This window comes from Falsiroseomonas ponticola (assembly GCF_016805305.1).
GTDB classification, from domain to species: Bacteria; Pseudomonadota; Alphaproteobacteria; order Acetobacterales; family Acetobacteraceae; genus Falsiroseomonas; species Falsiroseomonas ponticola.
Genome location: NZ_JAERQN010000001.1, coordinates 793,093 through 816,291, shown reverse-complemented (window position 1 = coordinate 816,291; position 23,199 = coordinate 793,093). Strand labels below are relative to the sequence as shown.

Genomic DNA, 23,199 nt, shown 5'->3' with positions numbered 1-23,199 from the left:
GTCACGCCGCGGCGGCCATCGCCGCGGGCAGGCTGAAATCGGGCAGCGTCAGCGCCGCCAGCACCATCCCGCCGGCGCTGGCGAAGCGCGCCTCTTCCCCCGGCGCCAGCTCGATGGCGCTTTCCGGGAGAATGGCCTGGTCCTGCACCAGGCCCTCCCCCGCCAGCACGTAGAACAGCCGGCGCGCCCGCGCCGTCTCCGTCACCGCCCCGCCGGCGGCCAGGCGCAGCTGCGCGATGGTCACGCCGCGTTCGGTGAAGCGCCCCATCTCCCGCCGCGCCGCGCCGCCGCCGGCATCGATCCAGGCGAAGGCGTCGGGGTCCATCAGCAGCGGCGCGGCGAAGCGCGGGCGCGGATAGACCACCGGCGTGCCCATGGCGTGCTGCCACACCGCCTCATACCCATCCTGGTTGCGCTTCACGCCCGGCGGCAGGTTGCTGGCGTCGTGCCGCCGGTAGATGCCGTCCTGGAAGCTGCCGAGCTTCGCCAGCTCCGCCGCGCTGGCGAAGAGCTGGTCATAGGGCATGAAGCCGGAACCGGTCGGCGCGCCGCATTGCAGCGTCAGCTGTTCGCAGGGGCCGGTGGCGTCGATGGCGTAGTAGGTGCCCTCGGGGTAGTAGCCCACCCAGCCCGCCGGCAGGTCCTCCCCCTTCCCGTCGCCGAAGCGCCCCGCCAGCTGCCAGCGCACCTGGTCGAAATTGTGCCGGTGGCGCGGCGCCTCGTAGCGCGTCACCACCCTGGTCAGCGACAGCTCGTAGCAATCCGGCGTGCCGGGCGCGCCGGTCAGCAGGTGCTTGAACAGGATGCCGGGTTCCCGGTGGCGGGTGCGGGGCGCCGTGAAGTCGATGTCTCGGCCATGGACCAGGCGCATGCTTCCCATTCCTTGCGGTTGGCAGTATTGTAGGACAATCATGTTGGATGATTCAACCGCGACGGCGCCGTCGCCGACGCCCGAGGCCCGCAACCGCGTGGATGCGCTGGCGGATGCGCTGCGCGACCGCGTGCTGGGCGGCCTCTACAGCCCCGGCCACCGGCTGGTGGAAGCCGCGCTGGTGGCGGAATTCGGCACCAGCCGCGGCGTGGTGCGCGAAGCCTTCCAGCGCCTGGCGGCCGAAGGGGTGCTGGAAATCGCCGCCAATCGCGGCGCCGCGGTGCGCCGCCTGGCGCGGGCCGATGTCGCCGCCGTCGCCCCGGTGCGGGAAGCGCTGGAAGGCCTGGCGGCGCGGCTGGCCGCCCCCGCCGCCCATGCCGCGCGGGACCGGCTGATGGCGAGCCTGGCCGAACAGCGCGCGGCGGAAGACGCGGGTGATCCCGTCGGCGCCTTCGCCCGCGCCAACATCACCTTCCACCACCTGGTGCTCGACCTCGCCGCCAATCCCCGGCTGGCGGAGGCGCTGCGGCCGCTGACCCTGCCCCTGTCCCGCCTGATCTATGCCCGGCTCTTCGACCGCGCCGCGCGGCTGCGATCGGCGGAGGAACATGCCCGCGTGGTCGCGGCGCTGCTAATGGGGGATGGCGCGGCGGCGGAGGCGGGGATGCGCCTGCATGTCCGCAATGCCTGCGCCGAATTGCTGCTGCTGCCCGACGCCTACCTGGCCTGATCCGCGGCCAGGGGCGCGGGCGCCGCTCCACCGGGAGGAAGAAGCGCATGAAGAAGCGCCTGCTGCTTGTCCTCGGGCTGCTGCTGCCCGCCCTGCCCGCGGCGGCGGAGGAGCTGCCGCGCGGGCCCTTCCGCATCGTCAGCGGCTTCGCCGCCGGCGGCAGCATCGACACGCTGGCCCGCTTCATCGCCCGCGCGGCGCAGGATCGCACCGGCCGCACCTTCGTGGTGGAGAACCGGCCGGGCGCCGGCGGCACGCTCGGCGCCGCCTCCGTCGCCCGCGCGGCGCCGAGCGGGGAGACGCTGCTGGTCAGCGAACTCGGCACCGTCGCGACCGCGCGCGCCATCTTCCCCAACCTGCCCTATGACCCGGAAGCCGACCTGGCGCCGGTGATCCTGGCCGCCACCCAGCCCATCGTCATCGTCAGCGGCACCGGCGCGACCACCCTGGCCGGGCTGCTGGACCGCGCCCGCCAGGCGCCGGGACGGGTGACGCATGGCGCCACCGGGGTCGGCAACGTCACGCAGTTCCTGGCCGCCGAACTCGCCCGGCGGGGCGGCGTGGAATTCACCGACGTGCACTACCGGTCGGGGGGCGAGGGCACCAACGCCCTGCTGCGGCGGGAGGTGGATTTCAGCTTCGCCTCCCTCGCCACCGCCACGCCGCACATCCAGTCCGGCGCGCTGCGGGCGCTGGCGGTGCTGGAAGCCGCGCGGCTGCCGGAATGGCCGGAGCTGCCGACGGCGGCGGAGACCCTGCCGGGCCTTGAGGCCAGCTTCTGGTACGGGCTGCACGCGCCGGCCGCCACGCCGCCCGCCACCATCGCCGCCCTGAACGCCGCCATCGGCGATGCGCTGCGGCAGGAGGAGACGCGCCGCGCCCTCTCCGCCGCCGGCTTCCGCGTGGCGCCCGGCACCAGCGCCGAATACGGCGCGCTGGTGGCCCGGGAACGCGCGACCTGGATCCCGGTGATCCAGCGCCTCGGCCTCGCGGTGCCGTAGCGCCCCCCTTCCGCGCGGGCGCCGGCCCGCCGATGATGCGCCATCGACCGGCGGGGAGCGGCAGGCATGGGTGGCATGGCGGAGGAAGCCTGGGCGCTGGGCTTCGGCGAGCTGTCGGTGGAGGACGGCTTCGCGCTGCGGGAGGGCACGGAATGGCGCCACTTCCCGGCCCCCGATCCCGCCCGCTACCGGGGCCTGCTCTCCATCGCCGATCTCGATGCCTTCCTGGCGACCGATGCCGCCCGGCGCCCGCGCATCTCCATGGCCGATGGCAGCCGCCAGGGCAGCGCCGCGGTGCCGGAGGATGACTATGCCGGCGCGGATGGCGCGGCCGACCTGCCCCGCCTGTTCCACGCCTTCGACCGCGGCGCGACGCTCGTCGTCTCCCAGTTCCACGAACTCCACCCGGCGCTGGCGCGGTTCTGCCGGGGGCTGGAACAGGTCTTCCTGCATGCGGTGCAGGCCAACATCTACCTGACGCCCCCCGGCGCCCAGGGCTTCCGCATGCATTACGACACGCATGACGTGCTGGTCCTGCAGGTGGAGGGGGAGAAGCACTGGCGCATCTGGCCCGGCCAGCCCTTCCCCGCGCCCACGCGCCGCACCCCCTGGACCGGCGGGGTGGAACCGCTGGCGGAGGCCGTGGAGATCACGATGCGGCCGGGCGATGCGCTCTACGTGCCGCGCGGCGTGCTGCATGACGCCGCGGCGCAGGACGGCACCGCGCCATCCCTGCATGTGACGGTGGGCTTCATGGAACCCTCCTTCGCCAGCGTGCTGCGCATGGCGGTGGACCTGCTGGAGGAGGCGGAGCCAGGGCTGCGCGCCGCCTTCCCCACCTGGCGCCTGGCGGAAGGCCCGGGCGCGCTGGCGCCCCTCGCCCGGCCGCTCGCGGCGATGCTGGCGGAGCCCGCCGCGCTGGAACGCACGGCGCTGGCGCTGCTGGACCGGCTGGCGGCGGATCGCGCGCCGATGCTGGGGCGGGGGCTGTTTCCCCGCCTGCCCGGGGCCGGCACGCCGCTCCGCCTCGCTTCCGGCGTGCTGCACGCCCTGGTGCCGGATGAGGAAACCGGCGGCGCCTGGCTGCGCTGGGCCGGGGATCCGCTGGCGCTCAGCCCGGCCGAGGCCGGCTGGATGGGCGCGCTGGCGGAAGGCACCACGCCCGGGGCGCTGGGGGAGGGCGGGCTCGATTTCTGCCGCCGCCTCACGCGCCTCGGGCTGCTGGAGGAGGCGTCGTGATGCGCATCGTCGGTCTCTGCGGCAGCCTCCGCGCCGCCTCCACCAATGCGGCCCTGCTGCGCGCGGCGGCCACGATGCTTCCGGAGGGCGCGGTGCTGGAGGTGGCGGAGATCGGCGACCTGCCGCTGATGAACGAGGATCTGGAGAAGCCCGCCTGGCCGGCGCCCGTCCAGCGGCTCCGCCGCCATCTCTGGACCGCCGATGCCCTGCTTATCGCCTGCCCCGAATACAATGCCGGCATCCCCGCGCCGCTGAAGAACGCCATCGACTGGGCGTCCCGCGCCGAAGGGACCGGCGGCACCACGGCGCCGGAGGGCGAGGCGCGGCGGACCCCGCTGGCGGACCTGCCCGCCGGCATCATCGGCACCTCCCCCGGCATGCTCGGCACCGCCCGCGCGCAGCAGCACCTGCGCATGTCCCTGCAATCCATCGGGGTGCGCGTGATGCCGGGGCCGGAGGCCTTCGTGGGCAGCGCGCGCGGGAAATTCGACGCGGAGGGCACGCTGGTGGATGAGCCGAGCCGCGCCGCCATCGGCCGCGTGGTGGCGGGGCTGGTCGCCTGGGCGCGGCGGGTGAAGGACTGACAGCCCGCCCCGGGGCCTGCTACGGCGCCCCCGGCCCCGGCACGATGCCGAAGATGTCGTCATCCTGGTTCGGGGCGGGCAGGCGGCGCGGCACGGGGCTCCCCGATGCCTCCAGCAGCCGCCTCTCCATCTCGGCCTTGGCGCGGTCGCCGGCCAGCGACAGGGGGCTTGCCGTCAGGCCGAAGCGGCCCTGGAACAGCTCGATCAGTTCCTGGTCGCTGATATGCAGGACAATCTGGTATTCCGACTTGCGGTTCATGTTCGCGGCGCCGCGGAACCAGAGCTTCAGGCCGCGATCATCGGCGGAGTCCGCCAGGACGCTGTCGCGGCGCACCTGGCCGTCGTTCCAGCGGATCGCGGCGGGCGCGTCGGCCATGCCGTGCCAGCCATGGTTCTTGGCGTTGCCGACATACTCGATCTTCATCCCGCGCGCTCCCGCTGCGTGGGTATTAATACAATACAAGATGCCTCACCGCAACGCTTTTCCGGCCCTTGCGACGGGAAGGGCAGGCCGCGTCATCCGCCCCGCCGCAGCCCCTCCTGCTCCATGAAGGTCGGGTCGTTGAAGTCGAACAGCTTGTTGTCGAGCCGGATGCCCGTCTCGACCTCATAGAGCGTCACCCGCGTCTCCCGCCCCTGCGCGTCCAGCACGGTCCATTGCCGCAGCTCCATCGGCTGCTCCTGGAAGGCCAGCGTCAGCCGTCCCTCCTGCGGTGCCCCCGTGCGGTGCAGGCCGATGCGCAGGAAGCCGCCCGTCCGCTCCGTCCCCGTCACGGTGATGTCGCCGGAGAGCCGGATCTCCTGCCGCAGCAGCAGGCCGAGCGGCGTGGAGGAAGCGGGCACCGTGCTCGGCTGCCGCAATTCCCGGTCATACATCATCACCTGCCCGCCGGAGGCGACCAGCAGCATCGGCTCCGGCGGGTTGTAGTCGAAGCGCATGCGCCCGGGCCGGCTGATCAGCGCCATCCCCTCGGCCGAGGCGCCGTTCTGCGCCACCTGCAGGAACCGCGCCTTCAGGGTCCGCAGCCCATTGAGATAGGCCTCCACCCGCGCCACCGCCGCGCGGTCGATGCCGGGCGCCGCGGCGGGCGGCGGCGGCGCGGCCGGCCGGGACTGCTGCGCCAGCGCCGGCGGGCTGAACAGGGCGGCGGCGGCGATCAGGGTGCGTCGTTGCATGGCTGCCAGATGGCCCATCCCGGGCCCTGCGGAAAGTCCCCGCGGGATTTACCCGTCGTCAACCCTCGGTGCGCTTTTATGAGCCTCGACGCCCCGGACCAGGAAGGCCGGCACCACCCGAGAAGCGGGATCAGCACCCCCGATCCCGGTCACGGAGCTTCCCATGCCCTTCGATTTCGCCCCCTCCTCCCTCTCCGGCAACACCCTGCTGCCGATCGATGCCGGCACCATCCATGGCGTGCCGCGGCATGAGCTGGTGGCGCACGCGATGGAGCAGCTGGCCCCCGCGCTGCGCGGCCAGGTGGCGGAGATCGAGCTTTCCGCCGGCGGCCAGTTCTTCCACATGGGCATGGTGTTCGACCAGGTCGCCTGGCGCGTCGTGTGGCGCCGCCCCGGCCTGCCCGTCGCCTCCGGCAACTTCCCGGTGTGGAACGGCGCGCTGGTCTGACGCAGCCGTCCCGCGCCCCGGTTTGACGCGACGCCGACAAGACTTCTAGCGTCCCCCCTGTCGATGGGAGACGCCTGAATGTTCGATGCCCCGCAGACGCGCGACGCGCGCATCGCCGGCGCCGCCGCCCTGCTGGCGGATATCCGCCGCGGCCGGCGGGAGAAGCCGGAAGGCCTGCCCCCCGAACTCCGCCCCGCCGACCAGGCGGAGGCCGAGGCCGTGCAGATCGCCACCTACGCCGCGCTGGGCTGGTCCATCGTCGGCTGGAAGGTGGGCCGCGCCAATGCCCATGTCTTCGCCGCCCCGCTGCCCGACGCCGCCATCGCCCCCGTCTCCGACAAGCCGCTCCGCCTGCCGCTGCACAGCGGGATGGAGCTGGAGGTGGCGCTGCGCCTGACCCGCGCGCTGACCGCCGCCGACCTCGCCACCCTCACCCCCGCCGCCCTGCCGGGGATGGCGGAGATGGTGATGCTGTTCGAGCTGGTGGAGACGCGCTACGCGCCCGGCGCCAGGCCCTCGGACCTCGAGAAGATCGCCGACATCGTCTCCAACGGCAGCTGCGTCGTCGGCCCCTCCGTCGGACCGTGGTCCTGGGCGGATGTCGAATCCGCCGCCATGCGCCTGACCGTCGATGGCATCGAGGTCGCGAAGCATGAAGGCCCGCACCGCGCCATGCCGATCGCGCCGCTGATCGAGGCCTGGCGCGACCGCTGCCTCGCCATCGGCCATGAGCCGAAGGAAGGGGAGGTCATCACGCTCGGCAGCCTCACGGGCCTGCTGCCCGTCCCCGCCGCGGGCGGCGTGCTGCATGGCGAATTCGCGGGCCGCGGCACGCTGGCCATCACCGTGGGGCCGCTCGGCGCCTGAAGCGGCGGGCCCCTGGCACGCTAACCCCCCGTCAAGCCTCCTCGCGCTATCCCCCAAGGCCGGCAGTACGCCGGCGGAGCGGGAGAAGCCCATGAAGCGCGCATACCAGCAGGACCCGACGACGCCGGCCGCAGGCTGACCGCAGGCGCGCCCCATGCCTCCCGCCCTCACGGCGATCCGTTGCGTCTTCCTCGTGGCCATGCATCACGGGCTGCGCCTGCGGCCGGACCAGCTGCCGGCGGTGGCGGAGGGCGACATGCTCGCCCCCGTGCTGCGCGCGCTGCGCGCCGCGGGGCTGAAGGCGCGCGCGCTGCGCGGCTGCGGCTGGGACAAGGCCTCGGCGCTCGGCACCGCCTATCCCGCCATGCTGCTGCGGCGCGACGGGTCCTGGGCCATCCTGATCCAGACCGTGCCGGGGCCGGAGGGCACGGGCATGGCCGCGGTGCTGGACCCGGCGGCGGAACATCTCGGCGTCCAGCTCATCCCCCCCGACCGCTTCCTCGCGGAATGGGCCGGCACGCTGCTGCTGGTGAAGCGCGTCCATGCGCTGACCGAGGATGACCAGCCCTTCGGCTTCCGCTGGTTCCTGCCGGAGATCATCCGCCACCGCCGCCTCTTCGCCGGCGTGGCCGTCGCCGCCATCGTCGCCAACCTCATCAGCTTCGCCACACCGCTGCTGATGCAGGTGCTGATCGACAAGGTCATCACCCACCAGGCCACCCAGACCCTGGCCGCGGTGGTGGCGGTGTTCCTGCTGCTGACGGTGTTCGACAGCGCCTTCGGCTACCTCCGCCAGCAATTGATGCTGCTGGCCAGCAACAAGATCGACGCGAAGCTGAATTCCCGCACCTTCCGCCACCTGATGAGCCTGCCGCTGCACTTCTTCGAGTCGCATTCGGCCGGCGTGCTGGTGCGGCACATGCAGCAGACCGAGAAGACCCGCCACTTCCTGACCGGCCGGCTGTTCCAGGTGATGCTGGATGCGCTGCTGCTGCCGGTGCTGCTGGTGTTCCTGGCCCTCTACAGCGGCGTGCTCACGGCCGTCGTGCTCGGCTTCTCGCTCGCCATCGCCGCCGTCATCGGCGCCATGGTGCCGGCCTTCCGTCGGCGGCTCGATGCCCTGTATCAGCAGGAAGGCGCGCGCCAGGCCTATCTGGTGGAAACGCTGCACAACATGCGCGCGGTGAAGTCGCTGGTGCTGGAACCCGCGCGCCAGAAGGTGTGGGACGACCGCATCGCTGGCGCCGCGCGCCAGCACGCCGCGGTCGGGCGAATCTCCGCCGCCGGCAACGTCATCACCACGACGCTCGAGAAGCTGATGCAGATCGGCGTACTCGCCATCGGCGCGCTGCTGGTCTTCGACGGATCGCTCACCATCGGCGCGCTGGTCGCCTTCACCATGCTGTCCAACCGCGTCACCGGGCCGCTGGTGCAGATCGTGGCGTTGATCAACGAATACCAGGAAGCCGCGCTGTCCATTTCCATGCTCGGCACGGTGATGAACACGCCTCCCGAACGCGGCGCGCATGACCGCACCGCGCGCCCCACCATCACCGGCGCGCTGCGGTTCGAGAATGTGGTCTTCCGCTATCCCGGCGCCGCCACCCCCGCGCTGAACCGCGTGACCTTCGCGGTGGGCGAAGGCCAGGCCATCGGCGTGGTCGGCCGCTCCGGCTCCGGCAAGACCACCGTCACGCGGCTGATCCAGGCCATCCACGCGCCGCAGGACGGCCTCATCCAGCTCGACGGCGTCGATATCCGGCACATCGACCTCGACCACCTCCGCCGCTCCGTCGGCATCGTGCTGCAGGACAACCTGCTGTTCCGCGGCACGATCCGGGAGAACATCGCCGCCGCCCGCCCCGACGCCACCCTCGACGAGATCATCGAGGTCGCGCGCCTGGCGGGGGCGGAGGAATTCATCCAGCGCCTGCCGCTCTCCTACGACACGATGGTGGAGGAAGGCGCCACCAACTTCTCCGGCGGCCAGCGCCAGCGCATCGCCATCGCCCGCGCGCTGCTGACGCGCCCGCGCCTGCTGATCTTCGACGAAGCCACCAGCGCGCTGGATCCGGACAGCGAGGCGATCATCCAGCGCAACCTGGCCGAGATCGGCCGCGGCCGCACCATGATCATCGTCTCCCACCGCCTGTCCTCGCTGGTGCAGGCGGATGCGATCCTGGTGCTGGACCAGGGGAAGCTGATCGACTGCGCGCCGCACGCCGTGCTGCTCGAACGCTGCGACATCTACAGGCACCTATGGCAGCAGCAGACGCAGCACCTGCACTAGCCCCGGCCCCCGCCGCCGCGCCCGCCCTGCCCCGGCTGGGCGGCGGGCGCGCGCGCGGCAAGGCGCCGCGCCTGGCGCCGGAGGCGATCGAGTTCCAGGACGAGCTGGACCGGCTGATCGAGGAGCCGCCGCCACCCTCGCTGCGCTTCTGGCCCTGGGTGCTGGCGCTGCTGCTGGCCGGGCTGGTCAGCCTGGCCAGCGTCGCGCAGGTGGATGTCGTGGTCACGGGCACGGGGCGCCTGGCGGCGGATGCGCCGCCGCTGGTGGTGCAGCCGATGGAACGCGCCGTCATCCAGGAGATCCGCGTCCGCCCCGGCCAGGTGGTGGTGCAGGGGCAGATCCTGGCGCTGATGGACCCCACCTTCGCGGAAGCCGACCGGCTGTCGCTGGTGGCGCAGCGCCGCAGCCTCTCCGCCCAGCTGGAACGCATCGAATCCGAACTGGCCGGCGCGCCCGCGCCCATGCCGCTGACCGCCGATGGCACGCTGCAATCCCTGCTGCTGGCGCAGCGCGCCTCGCTCTATGCCGCGCGCATGGCGGGCTATGCCGCGGATATCCGCGCGCTGGAATCCGCCATCGCCGCGCTGCGCGATGGCGATGCCATCCGCGCGGAGCAGACCGCCATCGCGGCGGAAGTCGAATCCATGCGCGGCCGGCTGCTCGCCAGCCAGGTGGGCTCGCGCCTCAATGCCCTGGCCGCGCGGTCGGAAAGGCTGCGCGCGGAACAGGACCAGCGCCAGGCCCGCCACCGGGCGGAGGAACTCTCCGGCGTGCTGGCCGCCAAGCAGGCGGAACGCGACGCCTTCCGCGACGATTGGCGCCGCCAGCTGCTGGAGGAGGTGGTGCGCCTGCGGGGCGAGTTGCAGCGCACGGAGGACCAGCTGTCCAAGGCCGAGCGCCTGGCGGCGATGAGTGTCCTCGTCGCGCCCGCGGATGGCGTGGTGCTGGACATCGCCCGCCGCTCCGCCGGCTCCGTGCTGCGGGAGGCCGAGGCCCTGGTCACGCTCGTGCCCCTCAACGCGCCGCTGGTGGCGGAGATCACGCTGCGCTCCAGCGATATCGGCCGGCTGCGCGGGGACGATCCCGCGGTGGTGAAGGTGGATGCCTTCCCCTTCCAGCGCCACGGCGCGCTGCAGGGCCGCCTGCAAAGCCTGGCGCCCGATTCCCAGCCGCGGGAGGGCGAGGCCCCGGGCCCGCCCGCGCACCGCGCCCGCATCACCTTCGACACGCCGAGCCTGCCCGATGCGCCGCCCGGATCGCGCCTGATCCCGGGCATGACCGTGACGGCGGAAATCCAGGTCGGTGCCCGCCGCATCATCACCTTCTTCATCGAACCGCTGCTGCGCGGCCTGCAGGAAAGCATCCGCGAACCGTGACCCCCTTCCCCCAGGATGGAGACTCCGCCATGCCCCACGACGACGGCTTCATCTACGGGTCGGATGCCAATCCGGACCTGCTGGCGCGCATCCCGCGCGATGCCGCGACGATCCTCGATGTCGGCTGCGGCGCCGGCGCGCTGGGCGGCGCCTTCCGGCGGATCAACCCGAAGACGCGCGTGATCGGCATCGAACCCGACCCCGCGCTTGCCGCCCGCGCCCGCACCCATCTGGACGAGGTCCTGTCGATCGACATCGAGACCACGCGCCCGCCGATCGAGGACGGGTCGCTGGATGCGATGATCTTCGGCGACGTGCTGGAACACCTGCGCGACCCCTGGGCGGTGCTGAAGCGCGATGCGTCGCTGCTGGCGGACCAGGGCGTGCTGCTGGTCTGCATCCCCAACCTGGAACACTGGTCCTTCGCCGCGCGGCTGCTGGCCGGCGCCTGGAACTACGAGGATCACGGCCTCTATGACCGCACGCATCTCCGCTGGTTCACGCCGCGCATGATGCAGCAGGCGCTGGTCGAGGCGGGCCTGGTGCCGATCGAGGTCGCGCCCCGCATCTTCCTGCCCGAACAGGCCGAAGCCTTCGCCGCCGCCATGGCGCCGGCGCTCGCCGCGCTCGGCATCGACCGCGCCGGATGGCTCGATCGCAGCAAGCCGCTGCAATATGTCTGGCGCGCCGTGCGCCGCGCGCCGAAGACGATGATCGTCGGCGCCCGCACGCTCGCCGACCCCGTCACCGCCATGGCGGAAGTGCGCGTGCTGGCGCCCTTGCGGGACATCGCGACGGCGCCCGGCATCGGCACCATCGCCTCCGCCGACCTGCCCATGCCGCCGGGCGGGGCGGAGATCGACCGCGTGATGATCCTGCAACGCCTGTTCCTGCGGCCGGGCGCCGAATCGCTCGGCTACATCCACGGCCTGCGCGGCAGCGGCGCCGTCATCGTGCAGGAATTCGACGACGATCCCGAACGCTGGCCGGAAATCGCGGCGGCCGAGGACATGACCTTCCGCGCCGTCCACGCCGTGCAGACCTCCACCCCCAGCCTCGCCCGCCTGCTGCGGCAATGGAACCCGGAGGTGGAGTGCTTCCCCAACAGCATCGAGACGCTGCCCATCCCCCGCAATTTCCGGGAACCCGGCCAGCTCACCATCTTCTTCGGCGCGCTGAACCGGGAAGCCGATATCGCGCCCTTCCTGCCCGTGCTGGACCAGGCGATGGCCGAAGCGGATGGCCGCCTGCGGATCGAGGTGGTGCACGACCGCGCCAGCTTCGATGCGCTGGCCACCCCCCACAAGCGCTTCACCCCATCCTGCGACTACCCGACCTATCGCGGCATCATGGCGGGCTGCGAACTCGCCTTCCTGCCGCTGGCGCGCACGCGCTTCAACAGCATGAAGTCCAACATCAAGGCGGTGGAAGCGGCTTCCCACCGCCTCTGCTGCCTGGCCAGCCCCACCGTCTATGCGGACAGCATCCGGGACGGGGAGACGGGCGTGATCCTGCCCGATCCTGCCGCGCTGCTCGCCGCGCTGCGCGGCTTCATCGCCAACCCCGGCGCCGCGCGCCGCATGGCGGAAGCGGCGCATGGCTGGGTGCGCGATGAACGGATGGCGGCCTACCAGATGCGGCGGCGGATCGACTGGTACCGGTCGCTCTGCGACCGGCGCGCGGTGCTGGATGCGGCGCTGGAGGCGCGTCTGGCCAGCCTGGCACAGGCGGCCTGAAGGGGGAGCGCTGCTCCCCCTTCACCGGTCGTTGGTTGCAGGGGGGCGCCGCCCCCCTGCACCCCCGGCCAGGGTCCAGCCGGACCCTGGACCGGGAGATGATGGACGATGGTCCAGGGGGCTCTGCCCCCCAAATCTTCCAAGGAGGGCGGATAGGGTCCGGGAAAGGCAGCGCCTTTCCCGGAATCACCCGCGCCGCATCACCCCGCGCAGGCTCGCCTCCAGCCGCGCCGTGAAGGTCGCGGTATCCCCCAGCGTGCGCATCCAGGCATCACCCGCCAGCGCCGCCTTGGCCCGGGCATGCAGGGCAGGCTGCGTCGCCAGCGCGACGGCGCGCGCGATGTAGTCCGCGCGGCTGGTGGTGATCCCCTCCGGCAGCCCGATCGCGGCCAGCAGGCTGCCCGCCATGCGGGATGCGAAGGCCTGGCCCGACAGCGTCAGGATCGGCAGGCCCATGCGCAACGCATCGCTTGCGACCGTGCCGGCATTGTAGGGCGTGGTGTCGAGGAAGAGGTCGCCGAGCGCCAGCCGCGCGCGATACCGCGCGGGATCGACGCGCGCGGCGAAGACCAGGCGCGCCGGCGGGATGCCCGCCGCGGCCGCCCGCGCCAGCAGGTTGCGCCGGCCCGGCGGATTGTCATCCACCAGCCACAGCACGCTGCCCGGCACCTGGCGCAGGATCTCCATCCAGGCGCCCCACATCTCCTCCGTGATCTTGTAGTAGTGGGAGAAGTTGCAGAAGACGAAGGCATCCTCGGGCAGCCCTTCCTCGGCGCGGGAGACTTCGGGCAGCGCGATCGGCTGCGCGTCATTCGCCTGGTAGAGCCCCGGCAGCGCCAGCGGCGCGGGCGCGTAGAGCGGCGCCGTCTCCGCCGGGATGGTGCGCGCGTCGCAGATCAGCCAGTCCAGCTCCGGCACCGGCACCGGCCCGATATAGCCGAGCCAGGTCGCCATCACCGGCGCCGGCTTCCAGCGCAGCGCGCCGAGCCGCGCGCCGCGCGTCAGCCCGTTGAGGTCGATCAGGATGTCGATCTCATCCGCCCGGATGCGCCGCGCCACGTCCTCCTCGCTCAGCGCCGTGACCTTCACATGGTGGTCCAGCGCGGCGATGACGCGCGCGCGGATGTCGCTGCCATCCTCCGGGGAGGAGCAGTAGCCGAAGACCTCGAACTGCGCGCGGTCATGCCGTTCCAGCACCTCCGCGATCAGGAAGCTCATCGCGTGGCGGCAGAAGTCGGAGGAGAGGTAGCCGAGCCGGATGCGGTCGTGCCGGTAGCCCCCTTCCGGCGCAAGGCGTTCCGGCGCCGCCGGCACCTTGCGCGCCACCCAGCCCGCGGCGATGCGCGTCTGCAGGGCGACGTCGTCGAACAGCGCCAGCGCGCCGAGCGGCCCGGCATTCAGGCACAGCTCCTCCAGCCCCAGGCCGGGGATCTCCGGCTCCAGGATCGGCCAGGCGCAGATGCGCTGGCGCAGATGCGTGAAGTGCTGCAGCACGTCGGGCTGGTGCGGGTCGATCAGCAGGCTGGATCGCAGCGCCGCCACCGCCTCCTCCAGCGCGCCGCGCAGCTCCAGCAGCCGGCCGCGATGGTTCAGCAGCGTGATGCGCGCGTCATCCGGCTGCAGCGCCTGCTGCCAGGCCGCCAGCGCCGCATCCGGCTGCCCCGCGGCTTCCAGCGCCAGGCCGAGATTGACCGCGGCCTGGTGCAGGTCCGGCTTCAGCAGCAGCGCGTTGCGATAGGCGGTGATGGCATTGCCGTGGTCGCCGGCCTGGGCGAGTTCGACACCCAGGTTGAACCAGGCGGCGAAGCCCTGCGGCGCCCCCGCATTGGCGCCGATCCAGGCGCGGTAGCCCGCGATGGCGATGTCCCGCCGCCCCCGCGCCACCGCCGCCTCCGCCCGCGGCAGCACCGCTTCCAGGCCGAGCCCGGCGAAGCGCGGATCGTCGAAGCTGGCGTCCTGCGCGGCGAAGAAGTCATCGAGCCAGTGGGGATGGATGCTGTCCAGCATGGCGTCAGGCCGCCACCGCATGGCCGGCCGCGGCGGGCCACAGCCGCTGGTCCGGCGACAGCGGGCTGAAGGCATCGCGCCGCGCCAGCGCCGCCCGCCACCGGGCCGAGAGCGCCGCGGCATCGGCCGGCGCCGCGCCATCCAGCGGGAAGGCGGAGCCGAGTTCGAGGTAGTCCGCCAGGTTCTGCAGCGCCGGGCGCGGCAGGCGCCCCGTCGTCACGTCGCGCCACATGCTGCGGTACAGCCCTTCCAGCGCCCGCACCAGCGCCTGCGTGTCGAACAGGACGGAGGTCATGCGCCCCGCCAGCAGCCGCGCCCGCGCTTCCGCCAGCGGCGCCGGATCGGCGGCCAGCGCGATGGCGCGCTGCTCGTACTCGTCCCAGTCCCGGCAGAGGAAATCGCCCAGCCCCGCCGCCCGCACCAGGCTGCCGCAGACGCGCGACGCGAAGCTCTGCCCTGGCACGGTCAGGATCGGCGTGCCCATCCACAGGCAGTCGGACGCGGTGGTATGCGCGCCATAGGGCCAGGTATCCAGGAACAGGTCCGCCGCGCCATACCGCGCCACATGCTCCGCATTGCGCATCGGCGGCGCGAAGATCAGCCGCGCCGGATCCACGCCCTGCGCCGCCGCCTGGCCGCGCAGCGCGGCCTCCGCCTCCGCCCCGCCGCGGATCAGCCACAGCACGCTGCCCGGCGCCGCGCGCAGGATCGCCATCCAGCGGTCGAAGACGTAGCGCGTGATCTTCTGCATGCCGTTGAAGCAGCAGAAGACGAAGGCGCCCTCCGGCAGGCCGAGTGCCTCCCGCCCCGGGGTCGGGGCCACGATGCGGTGGCGGTCATTCGGCTGGTAGCAGGGCAGGCGCCGCACCGCTTCCGAATAGAAGGGTTCCGCGGCCGGCGGGATGATCGCCTCGTCGGCGATGATGTAGTGGTGGAAGGGGCTGCCCATGGTGCCCGCGAAGCCCAGCCAGTTGACGATGACGGGCGCCGGCCGCCGCGCCAGCAGGCCGAGCCGCCCGCCCCGCGTATGCCCGTTGAGATCGACCAGGATGTCGATCCCATCCTCCCGCATCAGCCGCAGCGCGGCGTCGTCATCCAGTGCGATGATATCCCGCCAGTGCTCGACGCTGTCGCGGATGCGCGCCTTGGTCGCATCCTCCCGCGCGATGCCGCAATCATAGACGAAGACCTCGAAGGCCTGGCGGTCATGGTGGCGGAACAGGTCCGCGGTCAGGTGGCCGACGGCATGGTCCCGCAGGTCGGAGGACAGGTAGCCGATCCGCCGCCGGCCGAGGCGATGGAATTGCGGGCCGAAATCCGCCGTCGCGGCGAAGCCCTCCGGCATCGGCGCTTCCCGCCGCGTGCAGGCGGCCGCATGGGCCAGCAGCAGCATCGGGTCCTCCGTCATGTTCGCCACCGTCAGCGGCGCCGCGTCCCGCAGCAACGCGGCCGGGGTCATGCCCGCCGGCGGTTCCAGCAGCGGCCAGGCGCAGCGCCGCTGCCGCAGGCTCAGCCAGCGCTGCAGCACGTCGCGCTGCGCGGGATCGATCTCCAGCGCCAGGCGCAGCCCTTCCTCCGCCTGCGCGAAGGCGCCGAGGTCCTCCTGCAGCCGGGCCATCTGCTTCAGCGCGCTGCCGCGGATCGCGATGCCGTCGCGCGTCACCGCCTGCAGCGTCGCGCTGACATACTGCCAATGCTCCAGCGCCTGCACCACCTCGCCCCGCCGTTCATGCGCCAGGCCGATGCTGATGAAGGGCGGCAGGAAGCCCGGGTTGCGCTGCGCGGCCAGGCGATGCGCCTCCGCCGCTTCCTCATGCCGCCCATCCCGTTCCAGCAGCACGGCCAGGTTGAAGGCCGCGGCGTAGAGAAGCGGATCCTCGCCATGCGCCGCGATCCAGTCGCGATAGGCCGCGATGGCATCCTCCACCGGCAGGGCCTGCGCGGCGGCGATGAGGTCGGCGATCCTGCCTTGATGCATGCTCCGGTCCTGGCGCAGCGCTGAGGCTTCCCCGCTACGCCGCCAGCGCTGAACAAGCGGTTAGCGCGGGTCCGGATCGCTATCGCATCGGTCTTCACGATCCGGAAACCCTTGCCCGGCTAGCTTGGCCGGGAGCCGGGACGACAAGACGTCACCCCCGCGTCGGTGCCTGTGATCCGCCCTTCAGGGACGGACGGCGCTGGCTTCGCGCATGCGATCCTCCAATGCGGAGCGGGCCGATGTCGATTCTTGCTGGCTTCACGACGACCCAGATCCAGGGTCTGACCACCACGACCATCGGTGTCCTCAGCACGACGGATATGCGCGCGCTGGCCTCCACCCAGCTGGCCGCGCTGACGACGACGCAGGTCGCGGTGCTCAGCAGCACGCAGCTGGCGGCCTTGACCAGCACGCAGGTCGCGGCGCTGGAGACGACGGATCTCGGCGTCCTCGCCACCAGCCAGTTGCGCGGCTTCGGATCGACGCAGCTGGTCGGCCTCACCACCACGCAGCTCGGCGCGCTGACGACGACGCAGCTGGGCGGCTTCACCTCCACCCAGGCCGGCGCGCTGACCACGACGCAGGTCGCGGCCCTCACCACCACGCAGCTGGGCGGCCTCGCCTCCACGCAGATCGCGGGCCTCACCTCCAGCCAGGTCGCCTCGCTTACCACCACGCAGATCGGCGCGCTGACCACGACGCAGATCGGCGCCTTCTCCACCGCCCAGATCAGGGGCATGGAGACGACGGACCTCGCCGCGCTGACCACCACCCAGGTCGCGGGCCTCACCTCCAGCCAGCTCGGTGCGCTGACCAGCACCCAGGCGGCGGCGCTGGAGACCACCGATCTCGGCGTGCTGACGACCACGCAGTTCGCCGGCCTCGGCTCCACCCAGATCGCGGCGCTGACCACCACGCAGGTGGGCGCGCTGACCACGACGCAGCTGGGCGGCCTGACGGCGGCGCAGTCGGCGGCGCTGACCTCCGCGCAGATCGCGGCGCTGACCACCACGCAGATCGGCGCGCTCTCCTCCACCGCCATCGGGTCGCTCGCCACCGCGCAGATCCGCGGCATGGAGACGACGGACCTCGCCGCCCTGACCACGACACAGATCGCGGGCCTCACCTCCGGCCAGCTCTCGGCACTGACCAGCACGCAGGCGGCGGCGCTGGAGACGACGGATCTCGCCGTCCTCACCACCACCCAGCTCCGCGGCTTCGGCTCCACCCAGCTCTCGGCGCTGACCACGACGCAGCTCGGCGCCGTCACCACCACCCAGCTCGCGGGCCTGACCTCGACGCAGGTCAGCGGCCTCACCACGACCCAGGTCGCGGCGCTGACGACCACTCAGGTCACCGCCCTCGGCTCCACCCAGCTGGCGGGCCTCACCTCCGGCCAGGTCGCCTCGCTGACGACGACGCAGATCGGCGCCCTGACGACGACGCAGGTCGGTGCCCTCTCCACCGCCCAGATCCGCGGCATGGAGACCACCGACCTCGCGGCGCTGACCACCACGCAGGTCGGCGGCCTCACCTCCGCCCAGCTTGGCGCGCTGACCTCGACGCAGGCGGCGGCGCTGGAGACCACTGACCTCGGCGTGCTGACCACCACGCAGTTCCGCGGCCTCGGCTCCACCCAGCTCTCGGCGCTGACCACCACGCAGCTCGGCGCGGTCACGACGACGCAGCTGGCGGGCCTCACCTCCTCCCAGGTCGCCGGCTTGACCACGACGCAGGTCGCGGCGCTGACGACGACGCAGATCGGCGCGCTCGGCTCCACCCAGATCGCCGGCCTCACCTCCGGCCAGGTGGCCTCGCTCACCACCACGCAGATCGGCGCCCTGACCACGACGCAGATCGGCGCCCTCTCCACCGCGCAGATCCGCGGCATGGAGACGACGGACCTCGCCGCCTTCACCACCACGCAGATCGGCGGCCTCACCTCCACCCAGCTCGGCGCGCTCACCACCAGCCAGGCCGCCGCGCTGAAGACCACCGATATCAGCGTCCTGACCACGACGACGCAGTTCGCGGGTCTCGGCTCCACCCAGATCGCGGCGCTCACCACCTCCCAGATCGTCGCGCTGACGACGACGCAACTGGCGACGCTGACCACGGCGCAGGCGGCCGGCCTCACCTCCGCCCAGATCGCGGCGCTGACCACCACGCAGATCGGCGCGCTCTCCTCCACCGCCATCGGCGGGCTTCCCACCGCGCAGATCCGCGGCATGGAGACGACGGACCTCGCCGCGCTGACCACCACCCAGGTCGCGGGCCTCACCTCCGCCCAGCTTTCCGCGCTGACCAGCACCCAGGCCTCGGCGCTGGAGACGACGGATATCGGCGTGCTGACCACCACGCAGTTCCGCGGCCTCGGCTCCGCCCAGCTCTCGGCGCTGACCACGACGCAGCTCGGCGCCGTCACGACCACGCAGCTCTCCTCCCTCACCACCACCCAGGTCGCGGGGCTGACCACGACGCAGGTCGCGGCGCTGACCACCACGCAGATCGGTGGGCTGGGCTCGGGGCAGCTGGCGGGGCTTTCCACCGGCCAGGTGGCGTCGCTGACCACCACGCAGATCGGCGCCCTGACCACGACGCAGGTCGGCGCCCTCTCCACCGCGCAGATCCGCGGCATGGAGACGACGGACCTCGCCGCGCTGACCACCACCCAGGTCGGCGGCCTCACCTCCGCCCAGCTTGGCGCGCTGACCAGCACGCAGGCGGCGGCGCTGGAGACGACGGATCTCGGCGTGCTGACCACCACGCAGTTCCGCGGCCTCGGCTCCACGCAGATCGCGGCGCTGACCACGACGCAGCTCGGCGCGGTCACGACCACGCAGATCGCGGCGATGACCTCCACCCAGGCGGGTGCCTTCACCACCACGCAGGTCGCGGCGCTGACGACGACGCAGATCGGTGCGCTCGCCTCCACGCAGATCGCGGGCCTCACCTCCGGCCAGGTGGCCTCGCTGACCACCACGCAGATCGGCGCCCTGACCACGACCCAGATCGGTGCGCTGGGCACCGACCAGATCCGCGGCATGGAGACGACGGACCTCGCCGCGCTCACCACCACCCAGGTCGGCGGCCTCACCTCCGCCCAGCTCGGCGCGCTCAGCAGCGGCCAGGCTTCGGCGCTGGAGACCACCGATCTCGGCGTGCTCACCACCACGCAATTCGCCGGCCTCCGCTCCACCCAGATGGCGGCGCTGACCACGACGCAGATTGGCGCGCTGACGACCACGCAGCTTTCCACGCTCAGCACCACGCAATCGGCCGCGCTGACCTCCGCGCAGATCGCGGCGCTCACCACCACGCAGATCGGCGCGCTCTCCTCCACCGCCATCGGCGCGCTGGCCACCGCGCAGATCCGCGGCATGGAGACGACGGACCTCGCGGCCCTCACCACGACGCAGGTCGCGGGCCTCACCTCCGCGCAGCTTGGTGCCTTGACCTCGACGCAGGCGGCGGCGCTGGAGACCACTGACCTCGGCGTGCTGACCACCACCCAGTTCCGCGGCTTCGGCTCCACCCAGCTCTCGGCGCTCACCACGACGCAGCTCGGCGCGGTCACCACCACGCAGATCGCCGGCCTGACCTCGACGCAGGTTTCCGGCCTCACCACGACCCAGGTCGCGGCGCTGACGACGACGCAGCTCGGCGGCCTCGGCTCCACCCAGATCGCCGGCCTCACCTCCGGCCAGGTGGCCTCGCTGACCACCACGCAGATCGGCGCGCTCACCACCACCCAGGTCGGCGCCCTCTCCACCGCCCAGATCCGCGGCATGGAGACGACGGACCTCGCGGCGCTGACCACCACCCAGGTCGGCGGCCTCACCTCCGCCCAGCTTGGTGCCCTGACCAGCACCCAGGCGGCGGCGCTGGAGACGACGGATCTCGGCGTGCTGACCACGACCCAGTTCCGCGGCCTCGGCTCCACCCAGCTGGCGGCGCTGACCACGACCCAGCTCGGCGCGGTCACGACGACGCAGATCGCGGCGATGACCTCCACCCAGGCGGGCAGCCTGACCACGACGCAGGTCGCGGCCCTGACCACGACGCAGGTCGGCGGCTTCGGCTCCACCCAGATCGCCGGCCTCACCTCCGGCCAGGTGGCGGCGCTGACCACGACGCAGATCGGCGCCCTGACCACGACGCAGATCGGCGCGCTCTCCACCGCCCAGATCAGGGGCATGGAGACCACCGACCTCGCGGCGCTGACCACGACGCAGGTCGGCGGCCTGACCTCCACCCAGCTGTCGGCGCTCACCTCGGGCCAGGCGGCGGCGCTGGAGACGACGGACCTCGCGGTGCTCACCACCACGCAGTTCGCCGGCCTCGGCTCCGCCCAGCTCGGCGCGCTGACGACGACGCAGCTGGGGGCGCTGACGACCACGCAGCTGGCCGGCCTCACCTCCGCGCAGGGCGCGTCGCTGACCTCCGCGCAGATCGCGGCGCTGACCACCACGCAGATCGGCGCGCTCTCCTCCACCGCCATCGGGTCGCTCGCCACCGCGCAGATCAGGGGCATGGAGACGACGGACCTCGCGGCCCTGACCACGACGCAGATCGCGGGCCTCACCTCCGCCCAGCTCGGCGCGCTGACCTCGACGCAGGCGGCGGCGCTGGAGACGACGGATATCGGCGTCCTCACCACCACGCAGTTCCGCGGCTTCGGCTCCACCCAGCTGAGCGCCCTGACGACGACGCAGCTCGGCGCCGTCACGACGACGCAGCTGGCGGGCCTGACCTCCACCCAGGTCAGCGGCCTGACCACGACGCAGGTCGCGGCGCTGACGACGACTCAGGTCACCGCCCTCGGCTCCACCCAGCTGGCGGGCCTCACCTCCGGCCAGGTGGCGTCGCTGACGACGACGCAGATCGGCGCGCTCACCACCACCCAGGTCGGCGCCCTCTCCACCGCCCAGATCAGGGGCATGGAGACCACCGACCTAGCCGCGCTCACCACCACGCAGGTCGGCGGCCTGACTTCCGCGCAGCTTGGCGCGCTGACCTCGACGCAGGCGGCGGCGCTGGAGACCACTGACCTCGGCGTGCTGACCACCACGCAGTTCCGCGGCCTCGGCTCCACCCAGCTGGCGGCGCTGACGACCACGCAGTTGGGCGCGGTCACCACCACGCAGCTGTCGGGCCTCACCTCCACCCAGGCGGGCGCCTTCACCACCACGCAGGTCGCGGCGCTGACCACCACGCAGATCGGCGCGCTCGGCTCCACCCAGATCGCCGGCCTCACCTCCGGCCAGGTGGCCTCGCTGACCACCACGCAGATCGGCGCGCTGACCACGACGCAGATCGGTGCCCTCTCCACCGCCCAGATCAGGGGCATGGAGACCACCGACCTGGCGGCGCTGACCACGACGCAGATCGGCGGCCTCACCTCCACCCAGCTCACCGCGCTCAGCAGCGGCCAGGCGGCGGCGCTGGAGACGACGGACCTCGCGGTGCTCACCACCACGCAGTTCGCCGGCCTCCGCTCCACCCAGCTCGGCGCGCTGACCACGACGCAGGTGGGCGCGCTGACCACGACGCAGCTCTCCTCGCTCTCCTCGACGCAGGCGGCGGCGCTGACCTCGGGCCAGATCGCGGCGCTGACGACCACGCAGATCGGCGCGCTCTCCTCCACCGCCATCGGCGCGCTGGCCACCGCGCAGATCAGGGGCATGGAGACGACGGACCTCGCGGCGCTCACCACGACGCAGGTCGCGGGCCTCACCTCCGGCCAGCTCTCGGCGCTGACCAGCACCCAGGCCTCGGCGCTGGAGACGACGGATATCGGCGTGCTGACCACCACGCAGTTCCGCGGCCTCGGCTCCACCCAGCTCTCGGCGCTGACCACGACGCAGCTCGGCGCCGTCACGACGACGCAGCTGGTGGGCCTGACCTCCACCCAGGTCAGCGGCCTCACCACGACGCAGGTCGCGGCGCTGACCACCACGCAGCTGGGCGGCCTCGCCTCCACCCAGATCGCGGGCCTCACCTCCGGCCAGGTGGCGTCGCTGACGACGACGCAGATCGGCGCGCTGACGACGACGCAGGTCGGTGCCCTCTCCACCGCCCAGATCCGCGGGCTGGAGACGACGGATTTGGCGGCGCTGACCACCACCCAGTTCGGCGGCCTCACCTCCGCCCAGCTTGGTGCCCTGACCTCGACGCAGGCGGCGGCGCTGGAGACGACGGACCTCGGCGTACTGACCACGACCCAGTTCCGCGGCCTCGGCTCCACCCAGCTGGCGGCGCTGACGACCACGCAGCTCGGCGCGGTCACGACCACGCAGCTGTCGGGCCTCACCTCCTCCCAGGTCGCCGGCCTGACCACGACGCAGGTCGCGGCGCTGACGACGACGCAGCTCGGCGCGCTGGCCTCCACCCAGCTCACCGGCCTGACCTCGGCCCAGGTGGCGTCGCTGACCACGACGCAGGTGGGCGCGCTGACCAGCACGCAGGTGGGCGCGCTCGGCACCACGCAGATCCGCGGGCTGGAGACGACGGACATCGCCGCCCTCTCCACCACGCAGACGGCGGCGCTGACGACGACGCAGCTGGGCGCGCTGACCTCGGCTCAGGTCACGGGGCTGACCACCACCAGCCTCGGCGCGCTGGCGACGACGCAGGTGGTGGGCTTCGGCACCAGCCAGATCCGCGGCCTGACGACGACGCAGGTCACGGCGCTGACCAGCACGGCCATCACCGCGCTGACCACGACGCAGATGCTGGGCTTCACCACCACCCAGCTCGGCGCCCTGACCACGACCCAGATCGCGGGGCTGGAGACGACGGACATCGCGGCGCTGACCGGCGCCCAGGTGGCCGGCTTCACCACCACGCAGATCGGCGCGATGACGACGGGCCAGTACAACGCGCTGTTCGTGTAG

15 protein-coding genes are annotated in these 23,199 nt (G+C 72.6%); 10 read left to right on the top strand and 5 right to left on the bottom strand.

Features of this window, described 5'->3' with window-relative positions; translation table 11 throughout:
• Position 1 precedes the first annotated feature (1 nt).
• The gene (locus JJI54_RS03940; RefSeq protein ID WP_203071124.1) at positions 2-871 is read right to left on the bottom strand and encodes a hypothetical protein; all 870 of its coding nucleotides are present in this window, start codon (positions 869-871) and stop codon (positions 2-4) included.
• 40 nt (positions 872-911) lie between these two features.
• On the opposite strand from JJI54_RS03940, the gene JJI54_RS03935 reads away from it, so the two are divergent.
• From JJI54_RS03935 to JJI54_RS03920, 4 genes are all read left to right on the top strand, one after another.
• Complete coding sequence (locus tag JJI54_RS03935) at positions 912-1,601, top strand: GntR family transcriptional regulator (protein ID WP_203071122.1); 690 nt, start codon at positions 912-914, stop codon at positions 1,599-1,601.
• Positions 1,602-1,648: 47 nt separating this feature from the next.
• A complete protein-coding gene (locus JJI54_RS03930) occupies positions 1,649-2,602 on the top strand; it encodes a Bug family tripartite tricarboxylate transporter substrate binding protein (RefSeq protein WP_203071120.1) in 954 nt (317 codons plus the stop codon).
• Positions 2,603-2,668: 66 nt separating this feature from the next.
• A complete protein-coding gene (locus JJI54_RS03925) occupies positions 2,669-3,841 on the top strand; it encodes a cupin domain-containing protein (RefSeq protein ID WP_203071118.1) in 1,173 nt (390 codons plus the stop codon).
• On the top strand, positions 3,841-4,425 hold the full coding sequence (locus JJI54_RS03920; protein WP_203071116.1) for an NADPH-dependent FMN reductase: 585 nt from the start codon (positions 3,841-3,843) through the stop codon (positions 4,423-4,425). Before JJI54_RS03925 ends, JJI54_RS03920 begins: the two co-directional genes overlap by 1 nt.
• A gap of 19 nt (positions 4,426-4,444) precedes the next feature.
• Here the strand turns inward: JJI54_RS03920 and JJI54_RS03915 are convergent, their stop codons facing one another.
• The gene (locus JJI54_RS03915) at positions 4,445-4,849 is read right to left on the bottom strand and encodes a hypothetical protein (RefSeq protein WP_203071114.1); all 405 of its coding nucleotides are present in this window, start codon (positions 4,847-4,849) and stop codon (positions 4,445-4,447) included.
• 92 nt (positions 4,850-4,941) lie between these two features.
• The gene (locus JJI54_RS03910) at positions 4,942-5,601 is read right to left on the bottom strand and encodes a LolA family protein (protein WP_203071112.1); all 660 of its coding nucleotides are present in this window, start codon (positions 5,599-5,601) and stop codon (positions 4,942-4,944) included.
• Positions 5,602-5,764: 163 nt separating this feature from the next.
• On the opposite strand from JJI54_RS03910, the gene JJI54_RS03905 reads away from it, so the two are divergent.
• The 5 genes from JJI54_RS03905 to JJI54_RS03885 all read left to right on the top strand — a co-directional run bounded on the left by JJI54_RS03905 (position 5,765) and on the right by JJI54_RS03885 (position 12,318).
• On the top strand, positions 5,765-6,049 hold the full coding sequence (locus tag JJI54_RS03905) for a hypothetical protein (protein ID WP_203071110.1): 285 nt from the start codon (positions 5,765-5,767) through the stop codon (positions 6,047-6,049).
• Between the two features lie 78 nt (positions 6,050-6,127).
• Entirely contained in the window at positions 6,128-6,916 is a 789-nt protein-coding gene (locus tag JJI54_RS03900; RefSeq protein ID WP_203071108.1) for a hypothetical protein, read from the top strand.
• 154 nt (positions 6,917-7,070) lie between these two features.
• Complete coding sequence (locus JJI54_RS03895) at positions 7,071-9,206, top strand: peptidase domain-containing ABC transporter (RefSeq protein ID WP_203071106.1); 2,136 nt, start codon at positions 7,071-7,073, stop codon at positions 9,204-9,206.
• The gene (locus JJI54_RS03890; protein ID WP_203071105.1) at positions 9,176-10,582 is read left to right on the top strand and encodes an HlyD family type I secretion periplasmic adaptor subunit; all 1,407 of its coding nucleotides are present in this window, start codon (positions 9,176-9,178) and stop codon (positions 10,580-10,582) included. The genes JJI54_RS03895 and JJI54_RS03890 overlap by 31 nt, the downstream gene beginning before the upstream one ends.
• Positions 10,583-10,611: 29 nt before the next feature.
• Complete coding sequence (locus tag JJI54_RS03885) at positions 10,612-12,318, top strand: methyltransferase domain-containing protein (protein WP_203071103.1); 1,707 nt, start codon at positions 10,612-10,614, stop codon at positions 12,316-12,318.
• Between the two features lie 186 nt (positions 12,319-12,504).
• Here JJI54_RS03885 and JJI54_RS03880 read toward each other — a convergent pair whose 3' ends face one another.
• Both JJI54_RS03880 and JJI54_RS03875 read right to left on the bottom strand, forming a co-directional pair.
• Positions 12,505-14,325, bottom strand: a complete 1,821-nt coding sequence (locus tag JJI54_RS03880) for an O-linked N-acetylglucosamine transferase, SPINDLY family protein (RefSeq protein ID WP_203071101.1) — start codon at positions 14,323-14,325, stop codon at positions 12,505-12,507.
• Between the two features lie 4 nt (positions 14,326-14,329).
• A complete protein-coding gene (locus JJI54_RS03875) occupies positions 14,330-16,303 on the bottom strand; it encodes an O-linked N-acetylglucosamine transferase, SPINDLY family protein (RefSeq protein ID WP_203071099.1) in 1,974 nt (657 codons plus the stop codon).
• 239 nt (positions 16,304-16,542) lie between these two features.
• Between JJI54_RS03875 and JJI54_RS03870 the strand changes: the two genes are divergently transcribed.
• Entirely contained in the window at positions 16,543-23,199 is a 6,657-nt protein-coding gene (locus tag JJI54_RS03870; RefSeq protein WP_203072364.1) for a hypothetical protein, read from the top strand.

Coding starts and splice junctions, on each gene's coding strand:
- JJI54_RS03935 (WP_203071122.1), top strand. CDS start 912: ATGTTGGATGATTCAACCGCGACGGCGCCGTCGCCGACGCCCGAGGCC.
- JJI54_RS03885 (WP_203071103.1), top strand. CDS start 10,612: ATGCCCCACGACGACGGCTTCATCTACGGGTCGGATGCCAATCCGGAC.
- JJI54_RS03910 (WP_203071112.1), bottom strand. CDS start 5,601: ATGCAACGACGCACCCTGATCGCCGCCGCCGCCCTGTTCAGCCCGCCG.
- JJI54_RS03940 (WP_203071124.1), bottom strand. CDS start 871: ATGCGCCTGGTCCATGGCCGAGACATCGACTTCACGGCGCCCCGCACC.
- JJI54_RS03895 (WP_203071106.1), top strand. CDS start 7,071: ATGCCTCCCGCCCTCACGGCGATCCGTTGCGTCTTCCTCGTGGCCATG.
- JJI54_RS03920 (WP_203071116.1), top strand. CDS start 3,841: ATGCGCATCGTCGGTCTCTGCGGCAGCCTCCGCGCCGCCTCCACCAAT.
- JJI54_RS03880 (WP_203071101.1), bottom strand. CDS start 14,325: ATGCTGGACAGCATCCATCCCCACTGGCTCGATGACTTCTTCGCCGCG.
- JJI54_RS03925 (WP_203071118.1), top strand. CDS start 2,669: ATGGGTGGCATGGCGGAGGAAGCCTGGGCGCTGGGCTTCGGCGAGCTG.
- JJI54_RS03930 (WP_203071120.1), top strand. CDS start 1,649: ATGAAGAAGCGCCTGCTGCTTGTCCTCGGGCTGCTGCTGCCCGCCCTG.
- JJI54_RS03900 (WP_203071108.1), top strand. CDS start 6,128: ATGTTCGATGCCCCGCAGACGCGCGACGCGCGCATCGCCGGCGCCGCC.
- JJI54_RS03890 (WP_203071105.1), top strand. CDS start 9,176: ATGGCAGCAGCAGACGCAGCACCTGCACTAGCCCCGGCCCCCGCCGCC.
- JJI54_RS03875 (WP_203071099.1), bottom strand. CDS start 16,303: ATGCATCAAGGCAGGATCGCCGACCTCATCGCCGCCGCGCAGGCCCTG.
- JJI54_RS03905 (WP_203071110.1), top strand. CDS start 5,765: ATGCCCTTCGATTTCGCCCCCTCCTCCCTCTCCGGCAACACCCTGCTG.
- JJI54_RS03870 (WP_203072364.1), top strand. CDS start 16,543: ATGTCGATTCTTGCTGGCTTCACGACGACCCAGATCCAGGGTCTGACC.
- JJI54_RS03915 (WP_203071114.1), bottom strand. CDS start 4,849: ATGAAGATCGAGTATGTCGGCAACGCCAAGAACCATGGCTGGCACGGC.